General features: G+C 61.2%; 30 protein-coding genes. 28 read left to right on the forward strand and 2 right to left on the reverse strand.

Annotated elements, in window-relative coordinates; translation table 11 throughout:
• Positions 1-36: 36 nt before the first annotated feature.
• The 3 genes from ABVN20_RS19550 (at position 37) to rpoS (ending at position 2,863) form a co-directional block, all read left to right on the forward strand.
• Positions 37-672 carry a protein-L-isoaspartate(D-aspartate) O-methyltransferase gene (locus ABVN20_RS19550; RefSeq protein WP_368557730.1) on the forward strand — a complete coding sequence of 212 codons (636 nt, stop codon included), beginning with the start codon at positions 37-39 and terminating at the stop codon, positions 670-672.
• Positions 673-883: 211 nt separating this feature from the next.
• Positions 884-1,750: a peptidoglycan DD-metalloendopeptidase family protein gene (locus ABVN20_RS19555; protein WP_368557334.1), complete on the forward strand. Its 867-nt coding sequence runs from the start codon at positions 884-886 to the stop codon at positions 1,748-1,750.
• A gap of 105 nt (positions 1,751-1,855) precedes the next feature.
• A complete protein-coding gene (rpoS, locus tag ABVN20_RS19560; RefSeq protein WP_368557335.1) occupies positions 1,856-2,863 on the forward strand; it encodes an RNA polymerase sigma factor RpoS in 1,008 nt (335 codons plus the stop codon).
• Positions 2,864-3,442: 579 nt separating this feature from the next.
• Here rpoS and fdxA read toward each other — a convergent pair.
• Both fdxA and mutS read right to left on the reverse strand, forming a co-directional pair.
• Complete coding sequence (gene fdxA / locus ABVN20_RS19565; protein ID WP_003222178.1) at positions 3,443-3,766, reverse strand: ferredoxin FdxA; 324 nt, start codon at positions 3,764-3,766, stop codon at positions 3,443-3,445.
• Between the two features lie 144 nt (positions 3,767-3,910).
• Positions 3,911-6,478, reverse strand: coding sequence for a DNA mismatch repair protein MutS (gene mutS / locus ABVN20_RS19570; protein WP_368557731.1), 2,568 nt, complete (start codon positions 6,476-6,478; stop codon positions 3,911-3,913).
• Positions 6,479-6,687: 209 nt separating this feature from the next.
• Here mutS and ABVN20_RS19575 point away from each other — a divergent pair, with 209 nt between their 5' ends.
• The 25 genes from ABVN20_RS19575 to recX all read left to right on the forward strand — a co-directional run bounded on the left by ABVN20_RS19575 (position 6,688) and on the right by recX (position 23,926).
• Positions 6,688-7,422 carry a helix-turn-helix transcriptional regulator gene (locus ABVN20_RS19575; protein ID WP_368557732.1) on the forward strand — a complete coding sequence of 245 codons (735 nt, stop codon included), beginning with the start codon at positions 6,688-6,690 and terminating at the stop codon, positions 7,420-7,422.
• 519 nt (positions 7,423-7,941) lie between these two features.
• Positions 7,942-8,142, forward strand: coding sequence for a Com family DNA-binding transcriptional regulator (locus tag ABVN20_RS19580; protein ID WP_368557336.1), 201 nt, complete (start codon positions 7,942-7,944; stop codon positions 8,140-8,142).
• Positions 8,139-8,702, forward strand: coding sequence for a DUF642 domain-containing protein (locus tag ABVN20_RS19585; RefSeq protein ID WP_368557337.1), 564 nt, complete (start codon positions 8,139-8,141; stop codon positions 8,700-8,702). The genes ABVN20_RS19580 and ABVN20_RS19585 overlap by 4 nt, the downstream gene beginning before the upstream one ends.
• Positions 8,703-8,802: 100 nt before the next feature.
• The gene (locus tag ABVN20_RS19590) at positions 8,803-9,150 is read left to right on the forward strand and encodes a phage holin family protein (RefSeq protein WP_368557338.1); all 348 of its coding nucleotides are present in this window, start codon (positions 8,803-8,805) and stop codon (positions 9,148-9,150) included.
• Between the two features lie 20 nt (positions 9,151-9,170).
• On the forward strand, positions 9,171-9,695 hold the full coding sequence (locus ABVN20_RS19595; RefSeq protein ID WP_368557339.1) for a hypothetical protein: 525 nt from the start codon (positions 9,171-9,173) through the stop codon (positions 9,693-9,695).
• A gap of 3 nt (positions 9,696-9,698) precedes the next feature.
• Entirely contained in the window at positions 9,699-10,310 is a 612-nt protein-coding gene (locus ABVN20_RS19600; RefSeq protein WP_368557340.1) for a phage baseplate assembly protein V, read from the forward strand.
• 10 nt (positions 10,311-10,320) lie between these two features.
• On the forward strand, positions 10,321-10,653 hold the full coding sequence (locus ABVN20_RS19605) for a phage baseplate protein (protein WP_368557341.1): 333 nt from the start codon (positions 10,321-10,323) through the stop codon (positions 10,651-10,653).
• The gene (locus tag ABVN20_RS19610) at positions 10,650-11,645 is read left to right on the forward strand and encodes a baseplate J/gp47 family protein (RefSeq protein ID WP_368557342.1); all 996 of its coding nucleotides are present in this window, start codon (positions 10,650-10,652) and stop codon (positions 11,643-11,645) included. Before ABVN20_RS19605 ends, ABVN20_RS19610 begins: the two co-directional genes overlap by 4 nt.
• Positions 11,642-12,277 (forward strand): phage tail protein I, encoded by a 636-nt coding sequence (locus ABVN20_RS19615; RefSeq protein ID WP_368557343.1) that lies wholly within the window; start codon positions 11,642-11,644, stop codon positions 12,275-12,277. The genes ABVN20_RS19610 and ABVN20_RS19615 overlap by 4 nt, the downstream gene beginning before the upstream one ends.
• Positions 12,278-14,068, forward strand: a complete 1,791-nt coding sequence (locus ABVN20_RS19620; protein ID WP_368557344.1) for a phage tail protein — start codon at positions 12,278-12,280, stop codon at positions 14,066-14,068.
• Positions 14,068-14,568, forward strand: coding sequence for a DUF4376 domain-containing protein (locus ABVN20_RS19625; RefSeq protein ID WP_368557345.1), 501 nt, complete (start codon positions 14,068-14,070; stop codon positions 14,566-14,568). Before ABVN20_RS19620 ends, ABVN20_RS19625 begins: the two co-directional genes overlap by 1 nt.
• Before the next feature lie 102 nt (positions 14,569-14,670).
• Positions 14,671-14,880, forward strand: a complete 210-nt coding sequence (locus tag ABVN20_RS19630) for a hypothetical protein (RefSeq protein WP_368557346.1) — start codon at positions 14,671-14,673, stop codon at positions 14,878-14,880.
• 2 nt (positions 14,881-14,882) lie between these two features.
• Positions 14,883-16,049 carry a phage tail protein gene (locus ABVN20_RS19635; protein ID WP_368557347.1) on the forward strand — a complete coding sequence of 389 codons (1,167 nt, stop codon included), beginning with the start codon at positions 14,883-14,885 and terminating at the stop codon, positions 16,047-16,049.
• Positions 16,049-16,555: a phage major tail tube protein gene (locus ABVN20_RS19640; protein ID WP_368557349.1), complete on the forward strand. Its 507-nt coding sequence runs from the start codon at positions 16,049-16,051 to the stop codon at positions 16,553-16,555. Before ABVN20_RS19635 ends, ABVN20_RS19640 begins: the two co-directional genes overlap by 1 nt.
• Before the next feature lie 177 nt (positions 16,556-16,732).
• Positions 16,733-17,302 (forward strand): phage tail assembly protein, encoded by a 570-nt coding sequence (locus ABVN20_RS19645; protein WP_368557350.1) that lies wholly within the window; start codon positions 16,733-16,735, stop codon positions 17,300-17,302.
• On the forward strand, positions 17,299-17,424 hold the full coding sequence (locus ABVN20_RS19650) for a hypothetical protein (protein ID WP_368557351.1): 126 nt from the start codon (positions 17,299-17,301) through the stop codon (positions 17,422-17,424). The genes ABVN20_RS19645 and ABVN20_RS19650 overlap by 4 nt, the downstream gene beginning before the upstream one ends.
• Positions 17,425-17,429: 5 nt before the next feature.
• A complete protein-coding gene (locus tag ABVN20_RS19655; protein WP_368557353.1) occupies positions 17,430-19,028 on the forward strand; it encodes a glycine zipper domain-containing protein in 1,599 nt (532 codons plus the stop codon).
• A complete protein-coding gene (locus tag ABVN20_RS19660; RefSeq protein ID WP_368557354.1) occupies positions 19,028-19,411 on the forward strand; it encodes a phage tail protein in 384 nt (127 codons plus the stop codon). The genes ABVN20_RS19655 and ABVN20_RS19660 overlap by 1 nt, the downstream gene beginning before the upstream one ends.
• Positions 19,404-19,616: a tail protein X gene (locus tag ABVN20_RS19665; RefSeq protein ID WP_368557355.1), complete on the forward strand. Its 213-nt coding sequence runs from the start codon at positions 19,404-19,406 to the stop codon at positions 19,614-19,616. Before ABVN20_RS19660 ends, ABVN20_RS19665 begins: the two co-directional genes overlap by 8 nt.
• Before the next feature lie 9 nt (positions 19,617-19,625).
• Positions 19,626-20,654, forward strand: coding sequence for a phage late control D family protein (locus ABVN20_RS19670; RefSeq protein ID WP_368557356.1), 1,029 nt, complete (start codon positions 19,626-19,628; stop codon positions 20,652-20,654).
• A complete protein-coding gene (locus ABVN20_RS19675; protein ID WP_368557357.1) occupies positions 20,651-21,214 on the forward strand; it encodes a glycoside hydrolase family 19 protein in 564 nt (187 codons plus the stop codon). Before ABVN20_RS19670 ends, ABVN20_RS19675 begins: the two co-directional genes overlap by 4 nt.
• A complete protein-coding gene (locus ABVN20_RS19680; RefSeq protein WP_368557358.1) occupies positions 21,196-21,729 on the forward strand; it encodes a lysis system i-spanin subunit Rz in 534 nt (177 codons plus the stop codon). Before ABVN20_RS19675 ends, ABVN20_RS19680 begins: the two co-directional genes overlap by 19 nt.
• A gap of 78 nt (positions 21,730-21,807) precedes the next feature.
• Positions 21,808-22,308 carry a CinA family protein gene (locus ABVN20_RS19685; protein ID WP_368557359.1) on the forward strand — a complete coding sequence of 167 codons (501 nt, stop codon included), beginning with the start codon at positions 21,808-21,810 and terminating at the stop codon, positions 22,306-22,308.
• Between the two features lie 83 nt (positions 22,309-22,391).
• The gene (gene recA / locus ABVN20_RS19690; RefSeq protein WP_368557360.1) at positions 22,392-23,450 is read left to right on the forward strand and encodes a recombinase RecA; all 1,059 of its coding nucleotides are present in this window, start codon (positions 22,392-22,394) and stop codon (positions 23,448-23,450) included.
• A gap of 8 nt (positions 23,451-23,458) precedes the next feature.
• Entirely contained in the window at positions 23,459-23,926 is a 468-nt protein-coding gene (gene recX, locus ABVN20_RS19695; protein WP_368557361.1) for a recombination regulator RecX, read from the forward strand.
• The last annotated feature ends 38 nt before the right edge of the window (positions 23,927-23,964 follow it).

The following is a 23,964-nucleotide window of genomic DNA, read 5'->3' on the forward strand; positions in this document are numbered from 1 at the left end:
GCCCGTGAACAAGATCCGATGCACCGCGGCATCGGTATGACCTCGCAGCGCACGCGCGAGCGGCTGATCCAGCGGCTGTACGAAGAGGGCATCTGCAACGCCAAGGTGCTGGAGGTGATCCGCCGTACGCCGCGCCACCTGTTCGTCGACGAGGCGCTGGCGCACCGTGCCTATGAGGACACGGCGCTGCCGATCGGTAATAACCAGACGATTTCCCAGCCGTACATGGTCGCGCGCATGAGCGAGCTGTTGCTCGAGGCGGGGCCGCTGGACAAGGTCATGGAAATCGGCACCGGCTCGGGTTACCAGACGGCGATCCTGTCGCAATTGGTCGAGCGGGTATTTTCCGTCGAGCGCATCAAGGTCCTGCAGGACCGTGCCAAGGAGCGCCTGCTCGATCTCAACCTGCGCAACGTGGTATTCCGCTGGGGCGATGGCTGGGAAGGCTGGCCGGCGCTGGCGCCGTACAACGGCATCATCGTCACGGCAGTGGCGACAGACGTGCCGCAGGCGCTGCTCGATCAGCTCGCGCCGGGTGGCCGCCTGGTGATTCCGGTGGGGTCTGGCGAGGTGCAGCAACTGATGTTGATCATCCGCGAGGAACACGGGTTCTCCCGGCGGGTTCTGGGTGCGGTTCGGTTCGTTCCACTGCTCAACGGGCCACTCGCCTGAGCATTTGTTCAGACGTGCTGAATTCCCTTCGACGGCCTTTGTCTTATGCCAGCGTCGATCGGTTAAACGGGATTCAACGGCAGGCAGCAAACGTGTGCGCGAGGCCATCTCGCTTCATTAAAGGTAAAGCCTGCACGGCCCGTTATACTTGCGATACTTCATGCCGGAGCACGGCAATCCAACTTTTCAGCCACCAAAAAGGGAGCGGCGGGTGAGTCTCACAGTCATTGCGCAGCGCATGGGTACAACGAGCTTTCAGCGCCTGGCGACTGGCCTTGTCTTGAGCACCTTGCTGGTGGGTTGTTCCAGCAACAAATCGAGCGACGTGCGCGTCGTCGATCGCAACAATGCCGTGGCCCAGCGTCCGGCAGTGACCACCGGCCAGTATGTGGTCCGTCCGAAAGACACCCTGTTCTCCATCGCATTTCGCTACGGCTGGGATTACAAGGCTCTGGCGGCGCGCAACAACATTCCCGCGCCGTACACCATCCATCCAGGTCAGACGATTCGCTTTGACGGGCGCACCGGATCAACGCCAGCAGCGCCGGCACCGGTCGCCACTGCGCCCGATTCGGCGCCATCGTCGTCCAGTAAAACTACGGTAATTCGGCGCCAGCCAAATGGCTCGACCACCACCACGACGGTCGTTGCACCGTCCGTCGCCAACAAGCCAGCCCCTGCGCCGACCCCCGCTCCGGGCCCGGCCCCGACGGGCTGGGGGTGGCCTTCTAATGGCATTTTGATTGGAAAATTCTCTTCAAACGGTAGTTTGAATAAAGGAATTGATATCGCCGGAGATTTGGGACAGCCTGTTTTAGCTGCGTCTGATGGGACGGTGGTATACGCCGGGAGTGGCTTAAGGGGCTACGGCGAATTAGTCATCATCAAACACAGCGATACCTACGTCAGTGCCTACGGTCATAACCGCAGGCTGTTGGTTCGGGAGGGGCAGCAGGTCAAAGTCGGACAGACAATTGCCGAAATGGGGTCAACGGGGACAGACCGGGTGAAGCTGCATTTTGAGATTCGCCGACAAGGTAAACCTGTAGATCCGCTGCAGTTCCTGCCCCGTCGTTGATTTGTTTCCAGCCTGTTCCATCACGTAGAGGGAACAGGCTCCAGCGTTGCCAAGGATAAAGGCGCCGCTCGAGCTTGAGGTCGAACTCACCAAAGGACTATAACAATGGCTCTCAGTAAAGAAGTGCCGGAGTTTGACATCGACGATGAGGTTCTCCTGATGGAGACCGGCATCGGTATGGATTCGATGTCGAATGATGAAGGGGCGGCTCCACCTTCCGTTCGTGCCAAATCCAAACACTCCGCGTCGTTGAAGCAACACAAGTACATTGACTACACGCGGGCACTCGATGCCACGCAGCTGTATCTCAATGAAATCGGTTTTTCCCCGCTCCTGTCCCCCGAAGAAGAAGTTCACTTTGCGCGATTGTCGCAAAGTGGTGATCCGGCCGGGCGCAAACGCATGATTGAAAGCAACTTGCGGCTGGTGGTGAAAATCGCCCGTCGCTACGTCAATCGTGGCTTGTCGCTGCTGGACCTGATCGAAGAGGGCAACCTCGGACTGATCCGGGCGGTGGAGAAGTTCGACCCCGAACGTGGCTTCCGTTTTTCGACCTACGCAACCTGGTGGATCCGTCAGACCATCGAGCGCGCGATCATGAATCAGACCCGGACCATCCGGTTGCCGATCCATGTGGTCAAGGAACTCAACGTTTACTTGAGGGCCGCGCGGGAACTGACGCAAAAACTCGATCACGAACCCTCACCCGAAGAAATCGCCAACCTGCTGGAAAAACCGGTGGGAGAGGTCAAGCGCATGCTCGGCTTGAATGAGCGGGTTTCTTCGGTCGACGTCTCGCTGGGTCCTGATTCGGATAAAACCCTGCTGGACACCCTCACCGACGATCGCCCGACCGATCCGTGCGAACTGTTGCAGGATGACGACCTGTCGCAGAGCATTGATCAGTGGCTCTCGGAGTTGACCGACAAGCAACGCGAGGTGGTGATACGCCGCTTCGGCCTGCGTGGTCATGAGAGCAGTACGCTGGAAGACGTAGGCCTGGAAATCGGCTTGACCCGCGAGCGGGTCCGGCAGATTCAGGTTGAAGGCTTGAAGCGTCTTCGGGAGATCCTGGAGAAGAATGGCCTGTCGAGCGAGTCGCTGTTCCAGTAAGCGAGTCGCTTGAGCTGTCAGCCAGAAAAGCCCCGACCTGATCGGGGCTTTTTTATGCCTGCTGCCCAGACCCCTGACCCCCTGTAGGAGCGAGCTTGCTCGCGATGGACGTCAACGATAACGCTGGGTGCCTGACACCCCGCGGTGCCCGATCCACCATCGCGAGCAAGCTCGCTCCTACAGGTCAACTTTTCAGCGTCGCCTTGTACGCCTTTGCTTACTCTCTCGTAAGTGTTCGTTATTTTTACACCTTGGCGGATGCCCATCCGGGTCGTGGTCCAATTCTATCTGATTGAATACACAGACTATTTGCAAAAAACGCTCGCCTTCAGCCTCCCTGGCTAACGGTCCGGGCCGATTTGCGCCCATCGGGGAAGTCTCTAGTATCGGGGCTGTGTCAACGGACAGACACGCCCTTCAAGGACGAGGGGAATGGACATTGCGGGATGCAATTCATCAGGACGATGAAAAGGAACACAGGGAATAGGGAAAAAATGTGGGCGGGTCAAACCGCCCCTTTTTTTTGTCCGCAGAAAAACAAAAAGGCCCGCAAGGGGCCTTTTCGGGAACGCGCGGTAATCAGCGTTCGAGATCCTTGATCTTGCCTTTGACGCCATCCCACTCTTCGGCATCGGGCAACGACTCTTTCTTCTCGGTGATGTTCGGCCAGATTTCGGCCAACTCAACGTTCAACTGAATGAATTCCTGCATGTCTTCCGGGACTTCATCTTCGGAGAAGATGGCCACGGCTGGGCATTCTGGCTCGCACAGGGCGCAGTCGATGCACTCATCCGGGTGAATCACCAGGAAGTTCGGGCCTTCGTAAAAGCAGTCCACCGGACACACTTCTACGCAGTCGGTGTACTTGCACTTGATGCAGTTGTCGGTGACGACGAAGGTCATTTCTAATTTTCTCCTCAGGCGGCGGCAGCGGATCCCCTTCACGTTGGGGGTCGCCAGGTTCGGGAGCGATAGTCTGCAGACCAGGCTATTAGCCTGCAGCATCCCGAACCGCGCGAGATTCTAACAGCTTGAAGGCAAAGTGCGTTAGATCCGTGTCTTCAGTGTATAGAGCATTTCGAGCGCCCGACGGGGTGTCAGGTCATCCAGATCCAGTTTTGCCAGTTCATCGAGCACCGGGTGCGGCAGGCTGGCGAACATATCGCTTTGCTGTGGCGCAGCCTGTTTACCCTTGGCTGGTTTGGGTGTTTCGTGGGGCAGCGCGGTGGCTTCCAGGCGCCCCAGATGTTCGCGGGCGCGCACGATCACTTCGCTCGGAACCCCGGCCAGCTGGGCTACGGCCAGGCCATAGCTCTGACTGGCAGGGCCGGGCAGCACGTGGTGCAGGAACACGATGCGCTCGTTGTGCTCGGTGGCATTGAGGTGCACGTTGGCCACCAGCGGTTGGGCTTCCGGCAGGACCGTCAGCTCGAAATAGTGGGTGGCGAACAGTGTGTAGGCGCGCAGTTGGGCGAGACGTTCTGCCGCAGCCCAGGCCAGGGACAGACCGTCAAACGTACTGGTGCCGCGACCGACTTCGTCCATCAGCACCAGGCTGCGTTCGGTGGCGTTGTGCAGGATGTTCGCGGTTTCGCTCATTTCCACCATGAAGGTCGAGCGACCACCGGCCAGGTCGTCGCTGGAACCGATCCGCGTGAAGATGCGGTCGACCAGCGACAACTCGCAACTGGCCGCCGGGACGAAGCTGCCAATGTGCGCCAGCAGCACGATCAACGCGGTCTGGCGCATGTAGGTGGATTTACCGCCCATGTTCGGACCGGTGATCACCAGCATGCGGGTATTGTCGTCGAGGCTCAGGTCGTTGGCCACGAACGGCGTGGTCAGCACCTGCTCGACCACCGGGTGGCGACCCTGGTTGATGCGCATGCACGGCTCGTTGACGAAGCGCGGGCAATTGAGGTCGAGGTTGAGGGCGCGCTCGGCGAGGTTGCTCAGCACGTCCAGCTCGGCCAGTGCCGCCGCAGTGTCCTGCAGGGGCGGCAATTGCGCGATCAGGTCTTCGAGCAGCGCTTCGTAGAGCATCTTCTCGCGGGCCAGCGCACGGCTCTTGGCCGACAGCGCCTTGTCTTCGAAAGCCTTGAGTTCCGGGGTGATGAAGCGCTCGGCGCCCTTGAGCGTCTGGCGGCGGATGTAGTCCGCCGGGGCCGACTCGGCCTGCTTGCTCGGCAGTTCGATGAAGTAGCCGTGAATGCGGTTGTAGCCGACTTTCAGGTGCGACAGGCCGGTGCGCGCCTTTTCCCGGGCTTCCAGGTCGATCAGGAATTGCCCGGCGTTCTCGCTCAGCGATTGCAGCTCGTCGAGTTCGCTGTCGTAACCGGTCTTCAGCACGCCGCCGTCACGGATGACCGCCGGCGGGTTGTCGATGATGGCTTTTTCCAACAGGGCCGCCAGCTCCGGGTAGGTGCTGGTGATTTTCGCCAGTTGGATGATGTGCGGCGTTTCCAGTTCGGCCATTGCCACCTGCAACTCAGGCAGGGCACCCAGCGCATCGCGCAGGCGGGCGAGGTCGCGAGGACGCGCATTGCGCAAACCGATACGCGCGAGAATCCGTTCGATGTCGCCGATTTCCTTGAGCTGCGGTTGCAGCCGTTCGAAGCGGTAGCCATCGAGCAGGCAGGTGATCGAGGTCTGACGCGCCAGCAGCACGGTCAGGTCGCGCAATGGGCGGTTCAGCCAGCGGGTGAGCAGGCGGCTGCCCATGGCGGTCTGGCAACGATCGACCACCGATTGCAGGGTGTTGTCACGCCCGCCCGCGAGGTTGACGTCCAGTTCCAGGTTGCGCCGGCTGGCGCCGTCGAGCACCACGGTGTCGTCCAGGCGTTCATGGCGCAGGCTGCGCAAATGGGGCAGGGCGGTACGCTGGGTTTCCTTGGCGTAGGCCAGCAGGCAACCGGCGGCGCCGATGGCCAGGGTCAGGTTCTCGCAGCCAAAACCCTTGAGGTCCTGGGTGGAAAATTGCTGGCAAAGACTTTTCAGCGCCGAGTCGCGCTCGAAATCCCACGGCGCACGACGACGCACGCCACGACGTTTCTCCGCCGGCAAATCCTTCGGCCAATCATCCGGAATCAACAGCTCCACCGGGTTGATCCGCTCCAGTTCCGCCAGCAGGTTTTCCCAGCCCTTGATTTCCAGCACCGAGAAGTTGCCGCTGGTGATGTCCAGCACCGACAGGCCAAACAGGCGCTCGTCGCCCAGTACCGCGGCAATCAGGTTGTCGCGGCGCTCGTCGAGCAGGGCTTCGTCACTGATGGTGCCCGGGGTGATGATGCGCACCACCTGGCGTTCGACCGGCCCTTTGCTGGTAGCCGGGTCGCCGACCTGCTCGCAGATCACCACCGACTCACCCAGCTTGACCAGTTTCGCCAGGTAACCTTCCGCTGCGTGGTAAGGAATCCCACACATCGGAATCGCCTGGCCGGCCGACTGCCCACGGGCGGTCAGGGTGATGTCCAGCAACTTGGCAGCCTTCTTCGCGTCTTCGTAGAAGATCTCGTAGAAGTCGCCCATGCGGTAGAACATCAACTGGTCGGGGTGCTGGTTCTTCAGGCGCCAGTACTGCTGCATCATTGGCGTGTGCGAGGACAGATCGGACAGTGCTTTATTCATCGGATATCAGGCGATTCGTTCAAAGGTGTGGGGCAAAGGGTGGGCATGGGCCCGGCTTTTCCGCGATGGGCGCAAGGTTACCATGGGCGGTCTGCCTGACGCAGGCATGAAAGCCTCGGGAAACATTTCTGCCGCCATGCACGATTTATGCAAAACAGCAATTGTCTTCGCATAAAAGATCAAGCACTATGCGCGATATGCAAAAACGCAATGTTTCTACCGTATTAAGAGCACTGCTCGACCAGCACGGGATCTCCCCCACGGAGCTTCACCGTCGTACCGGCGTGCCTCAATCCACGCTGTCGCGCATTCTCAGCGGCAAGATCGTTGATCCTTCGGACAAGCACATCTCGAAGATCGCCGAGTATTTCGCCGTGAGTACCGACCAGTTGCGCGGGCGCGCGGATGTCGCCGTAAGCGTGGCAGCCGGGCGCGATGCAGTGCATTCGGAACTCAAGGACATAAGTCTGTGGGACGACGATACCCCCGTCGATGAAGATGAGGTGTCGGTCCCCTTTCTTCGCGAGGTTGAATTGGCAGCCGGATCAGGAAGATTCGTCATCGAAGAGAGCGAGCGCGCAAGCCTGCGCTTCGGCAAGCGCAGCCTGCGGCATAACGGCGTGCAGTTCGACCAGGCCAAATGCGTCACCGTGCGCGGCAACAGCATGTTGCCGGTGCTGCGGGACGGCGCGACTGTGGGCGTCAACGCTGGCAAGAGCGGCATCGGCGATATCGTCGACGGCGATCTTTATGCCATCAACCACAACGGCCAGTTGCGGGTAAAACAGTTGTATCGCCTGCCGACCGGCATTCGCCTGCGCAGCTTCAATCGTGACGAGCACCCGGACGAGGACTACAGCTTCCAGGAAATGCAGGAGGAGCAGATCGTTATCCTCGGCCACGTCTTCTGGTGGGGCATGTACGCCCGCTAACCTCACCCCTGTCAGACAAAACCCGCCACCCGGCGGGTTTTTTTTCGCCTGTCGCAAACCATCAGCGCCTTTGCCTGCGGGGCTTTCATGCATTCGCGCAAATCAAATGCATAAATAAATGCATTTGTGCATTGACTGTATATGCATCCATGCATATTCTTCGTCTCAAGCCGCTCAACAAAGCAGCTCGAAACCAAGCTCTTTAGTTCCACGACACAGGCAGCGATGAACCGGCCTTAACGGTTCAGAGGGTTGGCAACTGGCCCGGGTGTGCAGCGTAAAGCACCGAAAGCAGTTATCCGGCGGGCAGGGACCGCGGTCGGAAAAACAATTTGAATGGACCCGTACCGCGCCAGTCGCGCCGAAAGGTCAACCAGGAGCAAAGGAAGGCGAAGGATCGCATTACTGAAAATGCCTGCCGTTCTGCCAGGCATTTTTGGAATGCCAACCCTGCGTCAGGTTTGAACTCCGAGCGGCCCTGTGAAAGGAAGGCTCGGGCAAGCATCGAGGATCAGGACGATGTTGAAAGATTGCCGATGTGGGCATTGCCAAAGACTTCTCGCCCGGATGGCCGGGCGTGCAGAGCTCCAGATCAAATGTTCCCGCTGCGGGACGTTGAATCATGTGAGGGCCACGTGCCCCGAGCGATCGCCTGTGAGCGACACAACCGCTGCTTCGGCGGCAACAACCCCTCTCTCTCACTCACAGGTGAAATCATGACTATCTGGAAAAAACTCACGGCGCCATTGCTGGCCGCCACTGTACTGCTGGGCTGCGCGGCCAATGCCTTTGCGGCCAACTTGCTGGTCAATGGCAGTTTTGAACAACCAGGCTGCTCCATTGCCGCCGGGTGCGTGCTCGACACGCCGGCAGAGGCCAACTTCATTACCGGCTGGACGACCTTCCTGTCGGGGGTCGAGTACGTCAGGAGTGCGTCGGACGGCTTGGTGGGGGTCGACCTGGCCAACTATGTCTACGGCAACGGTGGTGGCATTCAGCAGAACTTCGCCACCGCCGTTGGCGCCAAGTACCGGGTGACCTTTAGCCTGGGCAACTCGCAATATGCCAATCGGACCGGCGAGGGGGTGGTGCAACTCAAGGTTGCGGGCCAAACCGCTTCGTTCGATACCCCGAGTGCAAAGGGTGTGGGCGCCACTTGGGCCACCTACACCTACGACTTCACCGCGGTGACCGCGCAAACGACCCTGGCGTTTTCCAACGAACAGAATCCGTACGCCCACTTCGCTTTCCTCGACAACGTCATTGTCGAGCGTCTGTAACCCCCGTTCAGTGGTTTGCATGGACTGAGGGCAGTGCCGTTGGCTCGGCGCTGCCTGGCAGTCGATCGCTGAACGCCTCAACACTCCCGGGAGGCGTGACATGACAAACGAGCAACAAGCGTTGTTGGACTTGCCGATCTGGCTGGTCATCGTGCTCGCCTTGCTGGGTGGGGTGTCCGGCGAGATGTGGCGCGCCGACAAGGAGGGCGCTCGCGGCTGGTCGTTGCTGCGGCGCCTGGCCCTGCGCTCCGGCGCCTGCATGATCTGCGGGGTGTCGGCGTTGATGCTGCTGTATGCGGCCGGCCTGTCGATCTGGGTGGCCGGGGCGTTCGGTTGCCTCACCGCGATGGCCGGTGCCGACGTCGCCATCGGCCTCTACGAGCGCTGGGCGGCCAGGCGCATCGGCGTCTGCGAAATCCCCCCGCCGGACTCCCGTCCGGATCAGTAACCCGACACAGGAAGTCACTTATGTCCGTCGACATCGACAAACCGTCGCAGTTGCTGCTGGCCATCGCGCAAACCCTCGGGGCGGCTGCCTCGGGTTTGAAGGTCGCCAGCCGCCATGACTTCGACGCCACCTTCGACCAGGCCTGGGCCCTGATCGCCTGCGAGCGCAATGCCAGTGCCAGTCGCGCTCCTGACGGGCGCATCGCCCATGTCCTGACGATCTCGCTGCAGATCATCACCTCGCCGACGCTGGCCGATCCTGGCCTGGCCGCGTGCGACCTGGCCAGTGTGCTCAAGGGATTGATCACCGATAACCACTGGGGCCTGTCGCGCAGCCAATGCGACCTGCCGGAAAACATCGACGCCTTGCCATCGACCTTTCTCAACGGTGCGCAGGAATATTCCGCCTGGACCCTGTCCTTCGACCAGACGCTGTACCTCGGTGCGCTGCTGTTGGACGACCCGCTGGGCGTCCCGAAATTCGCCAGGACCTGGGAAGTCTCGGACATCGACGACCCGGACCAATACACCGAGCTGGAGGGCTGAAGCATGTTCGACGCGCTTTTACGCCAGCAACTGGGCCCGTTGATCGAGCGTCTGGCCGAGATGGAGACGGAACTCGAAGACCTCTACCGGCGCACCGACAGCCTGTGTCGGGTTGGCGTGTGCCAGGAGGTCGATGCCGCCAGCAACACCTGCAAGGTCAGCCACGGTGACCTGCTGACCCCGGCGATCCGTTTCTTCAACCCCAGCGCCGGTGCGCAGAGCGAATCGCGCATTCCCTCGGTGGGTGAGCAATGCCTGTTGCTCAACCATGGTGGCGGTGATGGCGGTGCGCAATCGGTGGCGTTGTTCGGGCTCAACGGCAGCCAGTTTCCACCGGCCTCGACCCAGGCTTCGCTGACGCGTCGCCTCTATGTCGACGGCACGGAAAGTGGCTACGACGACGCCCTGCATGCCTTTCACTGGAACAACGGCCCGGCGGCGTTCAACGGCTCTCGCGAAGCGCTGGCGTTGAATCTCGGCCCGGCGAGCCTGTTGATCACGCCTCAGGTCATCGAACTGCAACTGGGCGCGGTCGGCTTGCGACTCGATGCTTCCGGTGTGCACCTGAGCGGCCCGGTGGTGGATCACCAGGGTCGCGTCATCAGTACCGCATAGAGAGTCTCCCATGATCGGAATCGACAGAAACACCGGGGCGGCGGTCGACGACTGGCCGCAATTCGTACAGCGCGCCACCCGGGCGCTGACCACACCCCTGGGCACGCGGCAGAAGCGTCCGCTGTATGGCTCGCTGATCCCCGAGCTGCTGGGTCGCAACCTCGGCGACGACCTGTTGCTGCTCGCCCAGAGCTACGCCGCCCAGGCCTTTTACAACGAACAAAACGGTATCGCCGACTTCCAGCCGCAGGCCATCGTCGCCAGCCGCCGTTGCGCCGGCCTGGTGTTGCGCTTTGCCGGCACCTGGAACAACCGCATGCAAACTTTCGAGGTGGTGACATGAGCATGTTGATCCCCGGCCAGAACCAGTTGGCCGAACCGTCGATCGTCACCGTGGAAGCGTTCGAAGAACTGCTCGCCGAGTTCAAGACGTTTGTCGTCGAGTACGTCGGCAGTCGTTCGCCAGAGACGGCGGTGAAGCTTGCGGCCAGCCTGGACAACGAAAGCGAATTGCTGACCCTGGCGCTTGAAGCCTTTTGTGTGCGCCTGCAACTGCACGAGCGCAAATATAACGCCCGCATCAAGCAGATGCTGGCCTGGTGGGCGACCGGCAGCAACCTGGACGCCCGCCTGGCCGACATGGGCCTGGAACGGCAACTGCTGGACCCTGGCGACCCGCTGGCGTTTCCACCGATTGCGCCGGTGTACGAAAGCGACGATGACGCGCGCTTGCGCTATTACCTGGCACCCCATGCACCGGCGGCCGGTTCGCGCATGCAGTATCGCCGCGAGGTGTTCACCCTTGGCGAACGCCCGGCGGTGAAGGTCGAGGCCCTGGCGTCAGGTGAAGTGACGGTGACTTACAGTTTCGCCCCGGACGGTTTTGCCGCGCAGGTCAAGGACGGCAATGGACGCCGCACGGCACCGGGCGAAGTGATGGTCACGGTGCTGGCGCGCGACGGTGATGGCTCGGCCTCCGAGGCCTTGCTCGATGGTGTGCGCGAGCACTTTGCCCGGCCCGATGTGCGGCCGGAGACCGACCGCGTCACGGTGCAGGGCGCGCACATCCATAACTACCGGATCCGCGTGGTGGCGAAGATCAACGCCGGTCCCGATTCGGGGCTGACCAAGACCGCTGCGCAACGGCAATTGCAGGCGTATGCGCAGAGCTGTCATCGCCTGGAAGGGCGGGTCGATCCGAGCTGGATCGACTACACGCTGCACAACGCCGGCGCGGTCCAACTGGATATTCTCGAACCGCTGGAGCCGATCGTCACCACGGCGTTCGAAGCGCCGTACTGCACCGCGGTCGAGGTCGAGGTGCTGACGTTATGAGCGACGACCCAACCCGCTCGACGCTGCTGCCGGCCAACAGTTCGCCGCTGGAACAAGCCCTGGATATCGGCTTTGGCGCATTGCTTGAACGCATCGCACCGCCGTTTCCCGAGTTGATGAACCCGGCCACGACGCCACTGGCGTTCCTGCCGTATCTGGGGGCGGATCGCGGTGTCAGCGAATGGAGTTCCGCGGCGGATGAAGCAGAAAAACGCCTGACCGTCGAACTGGCCTGGCCGACGGCGCGCCAGGCCGGCACCCGCCAGGCCCTGGAAAACGCCGCGAAGGGCCTGCGCCTGCGGCCCGAAGTGCGGGCGTGGTACGAGCAGGTGCCAGTGGGCCAGCCGTACAGTTTTTCTGTGCGGGCGTTCACCGAGCAACCCTACAGCGCCGAAATCGACGCCCGTCTCGACCAACGCCTGGCGCAGGCCAAGAGCGAGCGCGACCTGTTGTCGGTGTCGGTGGGCCTGAGCGCCTTCGGCAGCCACGTCATCGGTGCGGCGACGGTGTGCGGCGAGCTGACCAGCATTTATCCCATCGTTATCGAAGGGCTCGAGGTGTCGGGGCAGGCCTTCGCGGCCGGCGCGCTCTACACCGTCGAAACCTCCATCATTTATCCACAGGGGTCCTGAATGGCCGACTATTACACCCTGCTCACCAACGCAGGAATTGCCTACGAAACCGCCTGCAAGGCGGCGGGCGTGCCGATCAAGCTGTCGCAGATTTCGGTCGGCGACGGTGGTGGCAGCGTCTACAACCCGGCCGCCACTGCCACCGCGCTCAAGCGCGAAGTCTGGCGCGGCCCGATCAACGCCCTGTTCCAGGACGAAAAGAACCCCAGCTGGCTGCTCGCCGAAGTGACCATCCCGCCGGAAGACGGTGGCTGGTACGTGCGTGAAGCCGGGCTGTGGACCGACACCGGCATCCTCTATGCCATCGTCAAATACCCGGAATCGTTCAAGCCGGTGCTGGCGACCTCGGGCTCGGGCAAGGAGTTCTACATCCGCTCGATTTTCGAGACCAGCAATGCGGCGAACGTCACCCTGCTGATCGACGACACCGTGGTCAAGGCGACCCGGGCGTGGGTGATGAGCTACCTCGCCGAGGAACTGGCCAAGCTCGACGGCAAGCAATCGGTGCGCGTGGCGACCACGGACAACATCGTGCTCAGCGGCGCACAGCAGGTCGATGGCGTGGCGGTGGTGGCCGGGCAGCGGGTGTTGGTCAGGGCGCAGACGACAGCCAGGGACAATGGCCTTTATGTCGCGGCCAACGGCGCATGGTTGCGGGCAGCGGACGCCAACACCAACGCCAAGGTGACCGCCAACCTGACGGTGATGGTCGAGGAGGGCGCGATCAACGGCGACTCGCTATGGCACCTGGTGACCAACGGGCCGATTGAGCTGGGCACGACGGCGCTGGTGTTTGAAATGCTCGCGGGGCGCACCGGGATTCAGGCGGGGACGTACAAGAGCCTGACGGTGGACAAGTATGGCCGCGCCACGGCCGGCTCCAACCCGGACACCCTGGCGGGTTTTGGCATCAAGGACTCTTACACCAAAGCTGAAATCGAGGCGTTGATTGCGCAGGCGTCGGCATTGCCAGTTGGCAGCATCGTCGGATTACCGGTGAACAAGATCCCGCCCGGTTTTCTTGAAATCGACGGGAGTGTGCAGAGCGTTGCCACCTACCCGGATCTCGCGGCTCTTCTGGGCGCGGCGTTCAACCAGGGCAACGAAGGTGCAGGTTACTTCCGTCTACCTGATTCGCGAGGCGAGTTTCTGCGGGGTTGGGATCATGGGCGAGGGGTGGATATTGGGCGCATTCTTGGTACTAGACAAACCGATCAACTCCAAGGCCACCGACATTCAAGAAATCTCACTGGCGAACGTGAGCGAGCCTACAAAGATGGCACAGGGTACGCGGACAATGCTGTCGGTTCGCTAGGTTCAGCCGTAGTTAGCGCAAGTTCTGGCGATCCCATCCCCGACGGATCTAATGGTGCCGTACGTGTAGGCACTGAAACCCGCCCACGCAACCTGGCCGTGATGTGGTGCATCAAGGCGTGGAATGCTCCGATTAACCAGGGAAACATCGACGTTGCAGCACTTGAGACCCAAGTGCTGGCGTTTAACAACAAAATCTCTCAACTTTTCAAAAACCCTAGCGACGTCAAGGCGTCACGAGCGATCAACGTCACTTACACCAACAGTTCAGCGCTGCCTATTCTTGTCAACGTGGCTTTTGTCGGTACTGCTCCTAACCAGACCGCAATTATAGTTCTCGATGGTGTCAGCATCTATGGCTCTTCCTTTCCGAGCGCAGGGCTCAGTCTGGCGGTGTCTGCAATTGTTCCTCCTGGATCGACCTATAAGGTTCCGGCTGGCAATTACACCATTACCAATTGGGTGGAGATATGGTGATGTATTACTTCATTGATGACGCTGGAAGTGTCTATGCTTTTGTTTGCGAAACGGATGCACCTGAAGGTCTTTCGCCGATAAGCGAGTCTGATGCATTGGCACTCGCTGGCGGTCCATCCTCCAAACCTGACTACCCTGCCTTGATTGCAGCAGAGCGTTATAAGCGCGAGGGGGCAGGTGTTCCAGTCAATGACTTTTTGATAGATACCTCCCGTGACAGTCAAGCTTTGCTTGCGGGCGCTGCGGTCTCGGCGATCATGGACCCGTCTTACAGATGTAACTGGAAAACCAGTAACGGTTTCGTCGAGTTGACGTCGATCGAGCTTTTGAGCATTTCGACCGCTGTACGCAATCACGTTCAAGCGTGTTTTGACCGAGAGTTAGCTTTGCTACGTGTCGTTGAAGCAGGAGAGTACAGCGATCACATGTTGTTGGAAGGCTGGCCCGAGGTAACGTCCGGCCTCGTTACGAGTCCCGGTCATAAGCCATATCCCCAATAAACGCCCCGCTCCGACGGGGCGTTTTCTTTCCCGAAATCCAACCCGTACACAACCCCAACAGCCCCTTGCCCAAGGGGCTTTTTCATTCATGGAGAAACACCCATGGCAGAACGCCAAACCTACACCGTACTGCGTCCATTCCCCACCGGGGGTGGTCACTGGTCGAGCATCGGCCAGCAACTGAGCCTGCTGGGCGTCGAGGCCAGCGCGTTGCTGGGCGCCGGTCGCCTGGAGCATGCAAAAACCGAAGCCGCCGAATCGGCTTCTCCATCCACCGCGGCGAAAAAAGCCGCTGCCAAGAAGGCTGAATAACCATGGCTGAGGTTTTGAACTTCGAGCACAACGGCATTACCGTCAATGCCACCGAATCCCCCGAGGCCATGGGTGGCCTGGGTGACAACGTCATCGGTCTGATCGGCACCGCGCCGAAGGCCGACCTGCTGATTCCGCGCAATGCGCCGTTTCGCATCAACAGCTTCACCCCCCAGGCGCTGCTCGACCCGACGGGCGCCGAGGAAGGCACGCTGTTTCACGCGGTGTTCCAGATCCTGAAAGTGGTCAAGGTGCCGGTCTACGTGGTCATCGTCGAAGAGGGCGAGACCGCCGCGGACACGCTGAACAATGTCATCGGCGGCATCGACCCGCTGACCGGGCGCAAGCTCGGCCTGGCCGCACTGGGCGGCGTGGCCGAAGACCTGACCATCATCGGCGCGCCGGGCTTCACCGCGACCAAGGCCGTGGCCGGTGAGTTTGCCGCGTTCGGCAAGCGCATCAAGGCCCGTGTGGTGCTCGACGGCAAGGATGTCGCGGTGGCCGACCAAGTGACCTACAGCCAGGAACTGGGCGGCGCAGAGCTGGGTTTCGACCGCTGCCTGCTGGTGCACAACATGCCGTCGGTGTACTCCAAGGCGGCGAAGAAAAACGTCTTCCTGTCGCCGTCCAGCCTGGCCATCGCCGCGCTGGCCAAGGTCAAGCAATGGGAAAGCCCGGGCAACCAGGTGACCTTCGCCGAGGACGTGTCGCGCGTCGTCGAATACAACATCCTCGACACCTCCACCGAGGGCGACCTGCTCAACCGCTACGGCATCAGCTACTACGCCCGCACCATCCTCGGCGGCTTCTCGCTGCTGGGTAACCGTTCGGTCACCGGCAAGTTCATCAGCTACGTCGGCCTGGAAGACGCAATCAGCCGCAAGCTGGTCAAGGCCGGCCAGAAAGCCATGGCCAAGAACCTGACCAAGTCGTTCATGGACCAGGAGGTCAAGCGCATCAACGACTGGCTGCAAACCCTGGTAGCCGACGAAACCATCCCCGGCGGCAGCGTGTACCTGCACCCGGAACTCAACAGCGTCGAGAAGTACAAGAACGGCACCTGGTACGTGGTCATCGACTACGGCCGCTACGCGCCGAACGAACACATGATCTATCAACTCAACGCCCGTGACGAAATCATCGAGCAGTTCCTGGAGGACGTTCTCTAATGTTTACCAACCGCGTAAGACAGGCCATCGCGGCCACCCTGCAAGGCCTGCCGTTGTCGGCGACGGTGGAAGAGTTCACCCCGCCCAAGATCGAGTTCGAGATGGAGGCTCAGGTGGGTGGGCGCTTCATCGGCGAAGAAATGGCCAAGAGCGGCAAGGCGCTCACGGCGACCTTGAAACTGCAAGGCATGGGCCCGGAAATCATGCTCGCCCTGGGCGTCAGTCTGGGCGACGACATTTTGCTCAATGTCCGTGAGGCCGGGCAGGACCAGGACGGCAATACCTGGTTCACCTACCACACGGTGGGCGGCAAGCTGAAATCCCTGGCGGAAACGTTGATGAAGATGAACGAAAAACCGACCACCACCCTGGAGCTGTCCTGCCGCACCTACACGCGCCAGGAGAACGGCATCCCGGTGATCGACATCGACGTGCGCACCCAGAAGTTCGTACTCAACGGCGTCGACATCCTCGGTGATGCGCGGCGGGCGGTGTTGTTGCCTTAATCCTCAGCACAAACACGGACCAACCTGTGGGAGCGAGCCTGCTCGCGATGGCGCAGTGTCAGACGCCTTCAATGGTGGCTGATCGACCGCTATCGCGAGCAGGCTCGCTCCCACAAGGGATCTTCCTACTAAGGATCCCCCATAAGGTTCGGTTCTTCTTCACTCAGGAATTCCCCCATGACATGGACACCCCCAACCCACACCCTGCTGGCGCCAATCACCGCCGACGACGGCACGCAGATCGAACAGATCCCCCTCAAACCGCTGTTCTACGCCGCACAAAAAGAAGCCCTGGCCCGCGCCGGCGATGATGAAGACGAGCAGTTCTTCGAACTGGCATTGCTGGCCACCGGGCTGTCGGTCAAGGAGCTCGACCAGCTCAAGCGCCCGGACTACGTGAGCATTGCCCACTACGTACACGAAATGTCGACCTTGCCCGCTTCGCACTTCCTTGAAGTCGATGGCGAACTCGACCCCGATGAAGTGAGCCTGTTGCAACCGCTCGCCGTGGCCGGTCGCACCCTGACCACGCTGACCCTGGAAATGCCGGTGCTGCGTGCCACCAAGGCAATGAAAAAACTCAAGACCGCCAAGGAACGTGCGGAATTCATCACCGCCCATTGCACCGGCCTGATGCTGCCGGACCTGGCCAACCTGAGCGTGCCGGACTGGACGCAATTACAGGGGCGTATCGACGATTTTTTAAACCAACCGGCGGCCTTCTTTCGCAGCGTGACATCGAAGTGATCCTCGATGTGGTGCCGCTCATTTATCCGGTGAGTGAGGCACAGATTCTGGAGTGGGACGCCGACAAGGCATTGCGCCGCTATGAGATTGCGCTGAGCCGCCTGGGTGTGAAAGAGGAGTAGGGAGGATGGCAGACAGCAAGTATTCGATGAGCGAGGCGACGCTCGACAGTTTTGGTTTTTCGACGTTTAACGTCGCTTCAGTGCCTTATGGCCTGAGCGGTTTTTCCGGCGCCATGGCCCAGCTCGGCGCGGCGTTGAACGAGGCCAGCCTGGACATTCGCCTGTTGACGGTGGAGCAGGGCAAGCTCGGCGAAGTGATCTCATCGCTGACCGCCGCGTTGTTCGCTCCGCGCTCGCAACTGAGGACGTTTTCCCAGGCACCTGGGGCGCGTGATGAGTCGCCGTTCAGGCTCAATGTCGAGGTGCAACCGCGGCCTTCGCTCGAGTCGCCGCGTCTGATGGCGCATCAGGCGGATAATCACACCTGTCAGTGTGAGTTGAAATCGCCTTTGCAGGTGTTGGTTGAGCAACAGATTTTACAGGCCTCAGCGCAACCAATTGCCCCACCCACCGATTCGTCGCCCGCTTCTGTAAACCCGAACGAGGCGAGCCTGGCACGGCTGAAGAGCGCGGTGACCCCGGATTTTTCCAGCGCGATCGACAAGGTGAGTTCGTTCGCGGAAGAACACCCCAAGCTGGCAGTGGTTGGCGGCTTGCTTTATTCCGCGGGGGCCAGGCTGGTCGAAAAGGTGATCGACGAGGCGTACTCCAAAGCCGCTGAGCGCATCCTGGGCGGGAGTACCGGCAAGGAGCAGCCTGCCGAGAATGCTGAGGAAGGCAAAGGTAAATACAAGGGCACAAGCAAAGGCAAAAAGAAAAAGGGAGCTCGTTCCAAATCTCCCTCGAGTCCTGACGACTGCGCACCCTGTGTGGGGAGTCATCCCGAGAAGTGCACGGGAGCCCTCCAGCCGGATTGCTGCGACTGTTGCAGCCTCACGCCGAGCCACAAGACGGATCAGGTCAAGTACAAGTTGTTGGAAGGGCACGACAGGATACCGCTCGCTCCCTTGCCAGAACCGCGGCTGAAACTTACTTCAGCAACGGCAGATACTCAGGCGGTGACCAGCACACTTGGTCTGAATCAGGCGCAGAACCTGGTCGCTCCTGACAACCCGGCGAAGACCGGCTCTCTGCTTGGCAAGGCAGCAAAAGCTGTATCCATTGTGGATAAGACAGTGGCGCCCCTGAGGATGGTCGGCGCCGCAATCGACATTACCCAAGGCATCGCCAACGGTGACACCAAGGCCGTGGTTTCTTCTGCCGGTAGCCTGGTCGGCTCCACCGCCGGGGCCGCAGCAGGCGCGGCCATCGGCACGATGATTTTCCCCGGAGTCGGCACCGCCATCGGTGGCCTGGTCGGAGGGCTGGCAGGTTCCGAAGTGGGCGCCATGCTCGGCGAAAAACTGTTTGGCCTGGTCGACCGCCTGCGCACACCCGACCAAGTCAGCAAAGACCTGACGACGGCGGCTGCACCGCCCGGCGCGCCCATCAACTTCGCCCCGTCGATCCAGGTCACCTGCCCCAACGCCGACAACGCCGAGCAGATCCGCAACGTGGTCGCACAGCAGTTGCAGGCGCAATTTCACGGGGAGTTCGTGCCCTTGATGAATCACAACGCCCTCGCCACACGACGCGACGCGGCCCTGACAGATGGAGGTGTGTAATGCGTCAGCAAATGGCACTGGGCAGTTTTATCTTTGGCCTGTCACGCAACTTTGCCTACAGCGGCATCGTGCGCGTGTCGGATGGTGGCTGGGCCGACATCAATGTGGTGATGGGCAAGCCGAAATCCATGCAGGCGGGGCAAAAGGCACAGACGCTGAAGATCAGCGGCAAGTCGATGTACGCAGTGGCCATGGAGCGGCTCGATGAGCTGCGGGTGCTCCAGGCGTTGCGCGTGCCGCTGCCGATGGTCGATGGCATCGGTACGCACTGGGGGCTGTGGCGCATCAACGCGGTGACGGAAACCCAAAGCGCCGTCATCGACGATGGCACGGCACTGGTGATTGATTGGTCGGTGGATTTGTCGGAGTTCATCCATGCGTAGAGTACGAAGTGTGGCCGGTGACTCGGTGAATCTGTTGCTTTACCGGGAAACCGGGCGTTGCGATGACGCGCTCGAAGAGGCGTTGTGGCGCCTCAACCCGAAGCTGCAGGAACAGCGCGCGGTGTTGCCGGCGGGTATCTGGGTGGTGTTGCCGGAACTGCAAGCGCGCTTGCCTGCGAGTGCGCCGGTTTCGGCCTGGGATTAAGGAGGGCTCATGGCACAGGGTTTTACGCCTGCGGTAGAAATCTATGGGGCCAACGCGGCCCTGATCAACCAGCGGCTGATCAGTTGGAGTCACATCGACGCCGCTGGCATCGAGTCCGACCAACTGACGCTGGTGCTCAATCTGGAAGGGCTCGAAGGCCTTCCCAGCCTCGAAGGCAAAATCGGCCTGCGTGTCGGCTACCTGGAATCGGGGCTGATCGACAAAGGCCAGTTCGTGGTCACACGGCGCACGCCGACGCTGTTTCCCCTGCGCCTGACCCTGGTGGCCACGGCGGCGCCGTTCAGTGCGGCGGACCAGACCGGGTTCAAGCAGCGCCGCTCGGTCAGTCATGGTCCGACCACCCTCGGTGCGCTGTTTCGCGAGCTGACCTCGCGGCACGGTTTTTCGCCGCGGGTGGCCTCGGACCTGGCGCTGATCAAAATTGCCCATGTCGATCAATCCAACGAAACCGACATGGGTTTCCTGACCCGCCTGGCGCGCATTCACGACGCTGTCGCCAAGCCGTTCAACGAGCTGTATGTGCTGGCGCGCAAGGGCCAGGCCAAATCACTGTCGGGCAAGGTGCTGCCCAACATTCAATTGTCGGTGACGACCAACAATCGTCCGGGCGATCACGCCTTCACCTCGGCCACGCTGGATGAAACCAGCCGGGCCAAGTATCAGGGCTGCAAGGTGCGTTGGTGGGACGCGGCGGCCGGCAGGATGAGGGTCGAGGAGAGCGGCATGGCGCCGTTCAAGACCGTCCGCCAGAACTATCACAGCGCTGACGAGGCGCGGGCGGCGGGTGAAGGCGAGGTGCGCCGGATGATGCGTGAAGCCTTGAAGGTGGCGATCGAATGCCCCGGCCATCCAGGGTTGGCAGCCGAAGGCGTGGTGTTGCTCGACAGCACCTGGCCGGACTTCATGCGCGGACGCTGGTCGATCGACAAGGTCACCGCCAGCGGTAGTCGAGAACAAAGCTACCGCTGCACGATTGCCGCGACTTGCCTGGATGCCCGCTCGGAGCCAGCAGGATGAACATCACACAAACCCAACTGCAAACGATCATGCCCGACGCCCGCGCTCAAGCGGGCGTTTTTGTCTCTGCGCTCAATGCCGCCATGGCTCGCCACGACATCAGCACGCCCAGGCGCATGGCCGCCTTCATCGCGCAGATCGGCCATGAGTCCGGGCAACTGCATTACCTGCGCGAGCTGGGCAGCGAGCAGTACTTGAGCAAGTACGACACCGGCCCCTTGGCCCTGCGCCTGGGCAATACCGCCGCCGCGGATGGCGACGGGCAGAAGTACCGGGGTCGTGGCCTGATCCAGATCACCGGCCGGCGCAACTACCAACAATGCAGCGTGGCCCTGTTCGGCGATGAGCGTCTGCTGGCGCGTCCCGAGCTGCTCGAACAGGCGCAATGGGCCGCCGAGTCCGCCGCCTGGTATTGGGCAAAAAACGGCCTCAATGAGCTGGCCGATCGCGATCTGTTCAACAGCATCACCCGTCGTATCAACGGCGGCCTGAACGGGCTGCAGAACCGCCTGCAATTGTGGGCGCGGGCGAGGGCGGTGTTATGCCAGCCTTCGGCCTGATGCCGCTGGCCTGGCGGGTGCTTGGCATTGCGCTGGTGGTGGCGGTGCTTGCGGCTGGACCGGCGGCGCTGGCCTGGCGTTATCAGGACGCGCACTACGCCCGGCAACTGGCAGAACAGGCCCGGCTGCACGGCGAAACGCTGAACCAACTGACCCAGGCTGCGGCCGCCCGCCAACAGGCCGAGCAGGATAAACGCCAGGCACTGGAGCAGCGCCTGGCGAGCAGCGAACAAACCCATTACCGAGCGCTGAGCGATGTCCAACGTGATCAGGATCGCCTGCGCGATCGCCTTGCCACTGCTGATGTGCGCCTGTCAGTCCTCCTCGAGGCCGCTGACGCCGCCTCAGGCTGTGCCATGCCTGCCGCCGCCGGCTCCGGCGGCGTGGTTCATGGCCCCGTACGCGCCCGACTTGACCCGGCGCATGCTCAACGAATTATCGCCATCACCGATGCCGGCGACCGCGCCCTGATCGCGTTGCAGGCGTGCCAGGCGTATGTCCGGGCCCTGCACTAACATCCGGTACGACCTTGTCACTTGCAAGCGCATTGCGCTCGTGTACGGTAGGTCTATTCCGCCCATCAGGAGACGCCCGTGAAAGTCATCACCCAGCTGGCCGCAGACCTTGGCAGACAATTGCAGCTTCTCAACGCCCACGTTTCCACCGCCGAGTCCTGTACCGGCGGCGGGATCGCCGAGGCCATCACCCGCATTCCCGGTAGCTCGGCGTGGTTCGAGGCCGGTTATGTCACGTACTCCAACTTGCAGAAGAACCTGCAACTGGGGGTGCCGGTGGAGTTGTTCACCACGGTGGGCGCGGTCAGTCGCGAGGTGGTCGAGGCCATGGCCAGGGGCGCGCAGGAGCGCAGCCGGGCGTTTTTCTCGGTGGCAGTCAGCGGTGTGGCCGGGCCTGATGGCGGTTCGCCGAACAAACCGGTGGGCACCGTATGGTTGGCCTGGGGCGTCGGCGAGCAGGTGTTCAGCGAGCTGCAGCACTTTCCCGGTGACCGCGACGAAGTCCGCCGACAAACGGTGAAGGCCGCGCTAGAGGGGCTGCTGCGCCATGCTTCGGCAGAAATCTCAAATCAGGGGTAGGCGATCGGTAATCCCTGTGGAATAATACTGGCTACTTATACAGGTGTTGGCCGTCAGGCCTTATTGATTACGTGAGGACTTTAATGGACGACAACAAGAAGAAAGCCTTGGCTGCGGCCCTGGGTCAGATCGAACGTCAATTCGGCAAGGGTGCCGTAATGCGTATGGGCGATCAAGACCGTCAGGCGATCCCATCCATCTCTACTGGCTCTCTGGGTCTGGACATCGCGCTCGGCATCGGTGGCCTGCCAAAAGGTCGTATCGTTGAAATCTACGGTCCTGAATCTTCCGGTAAAACCACGCTGACCCTGTCGGTGATCGCCCAGGCTCAAAAAGCCGGTGCGACCTGCGCATTCGTCGACGCCGAACACGCCCTCGACCCAGAGTACGCCGGCAAGCTGGGCGTCAACGTCGACGACCTGCTGGTGTCCCAGCCGGACACCGGCGAGCAGGCCCTGGAAATCACCGACATGCTGGTGCGTTCCAACGCGGTTGACGTGATCATCGTCGACTCCGTGGCGGCCCTGGTACCCAAGGCTGAGATCGAAGGCGAAATGGGTGACATGCACGTGGGCCTGCAAGCCCGCCTGATGTCCCAGGCTCTGCGTAAAATCACCGGTAACATCAAGAACGCCAACTGCCTGGTGATCTTCATCAACCAGATCCGGATGAAAATCGGTGTGATGTTCGGCAGCCCGGAAACCACCACCGGTGGTAACGCGCTGAAGTTCTACGCTTCGGTTCGTCTGGACATCCGCCGCACTGGCGCGGTGAAAGAAGGTGACGAAGTCGTCGGTAGCGAAACCCGCGTCAAGGTCGTGAAGAACAAGGTAGCTTCGCCGTTCCGTCAGGCCGAGTTCCAGATCCTTTACGGCAAGGGCATCTACCTCAATGGCGAGATGATCGACCTGGGCGTGCTGCACGGTTTCGTCGAGAAGTCCGGCGCCTGGTATGCCTACAACGGCACCAAGATCGGTCAGGGCAAGGCCAACTCGGCCAAATACCTGGCGGATAACCCGGACGTCGCTGCTGCGCTGGAAAAACAACTGCGTGACAAGCTCTTGTCCACGGCAGCTGTAGCGGACGCCAAGGCATCCGCCGTCAAAGAGACCGAAGACGATCTGGCCGACGCTGACCTCTGATTGATCCGATGACTGCCGTACTCGATACACTCGTCGCGGTGCGGCGAACCGCAATGGACCTGCTCGCGCGACGCGAGCACGGTCGGGTCGAGCTGACGCGTAAACTGCGTCAGCGCGGCGCCCTCCCCGAACTGATCGACACAGCACTCGACCGCTTGACGGAAGAGGGCCTGCTGTCCGAATCCCGTTACCTCGAAAGCTTCGTTTCCTACCGGGCCCGATCCGGCTATGGCCCTATGCGCATTCGCGAAGAGCTGAGCCAGCGTGGCCTGCAACGCGCCGATATCGAATTGGCGTTGCGCGAGAGTGGTATTGACTGGCAGGAACAACTGCAAGACACCTGGCGGCGCAAGTTTTCCGGGCACTTCCCGATAGACGCCAGGGAGCGTGCCAAGCAAGGCCGCTTCCTGAGTTATCGCGGTTATTCCATGGAGATGATCAGCCGCCTGTTAAGCGGCCGAGGGATGGACGATTGAATGAAACGGCTCGCTAGTGATAGCGGGCCGTTTTTTTT

The organism is Pseudomonas sp. MYb118 (assembly GCF_040947875.1).
Classification (GTDB): domain Bacteria; phylum Pseudomonadota; class Gammaproteobacteria; order Pseudomonadales; family Pseudomonadaceae; genus Aquipseudomonas.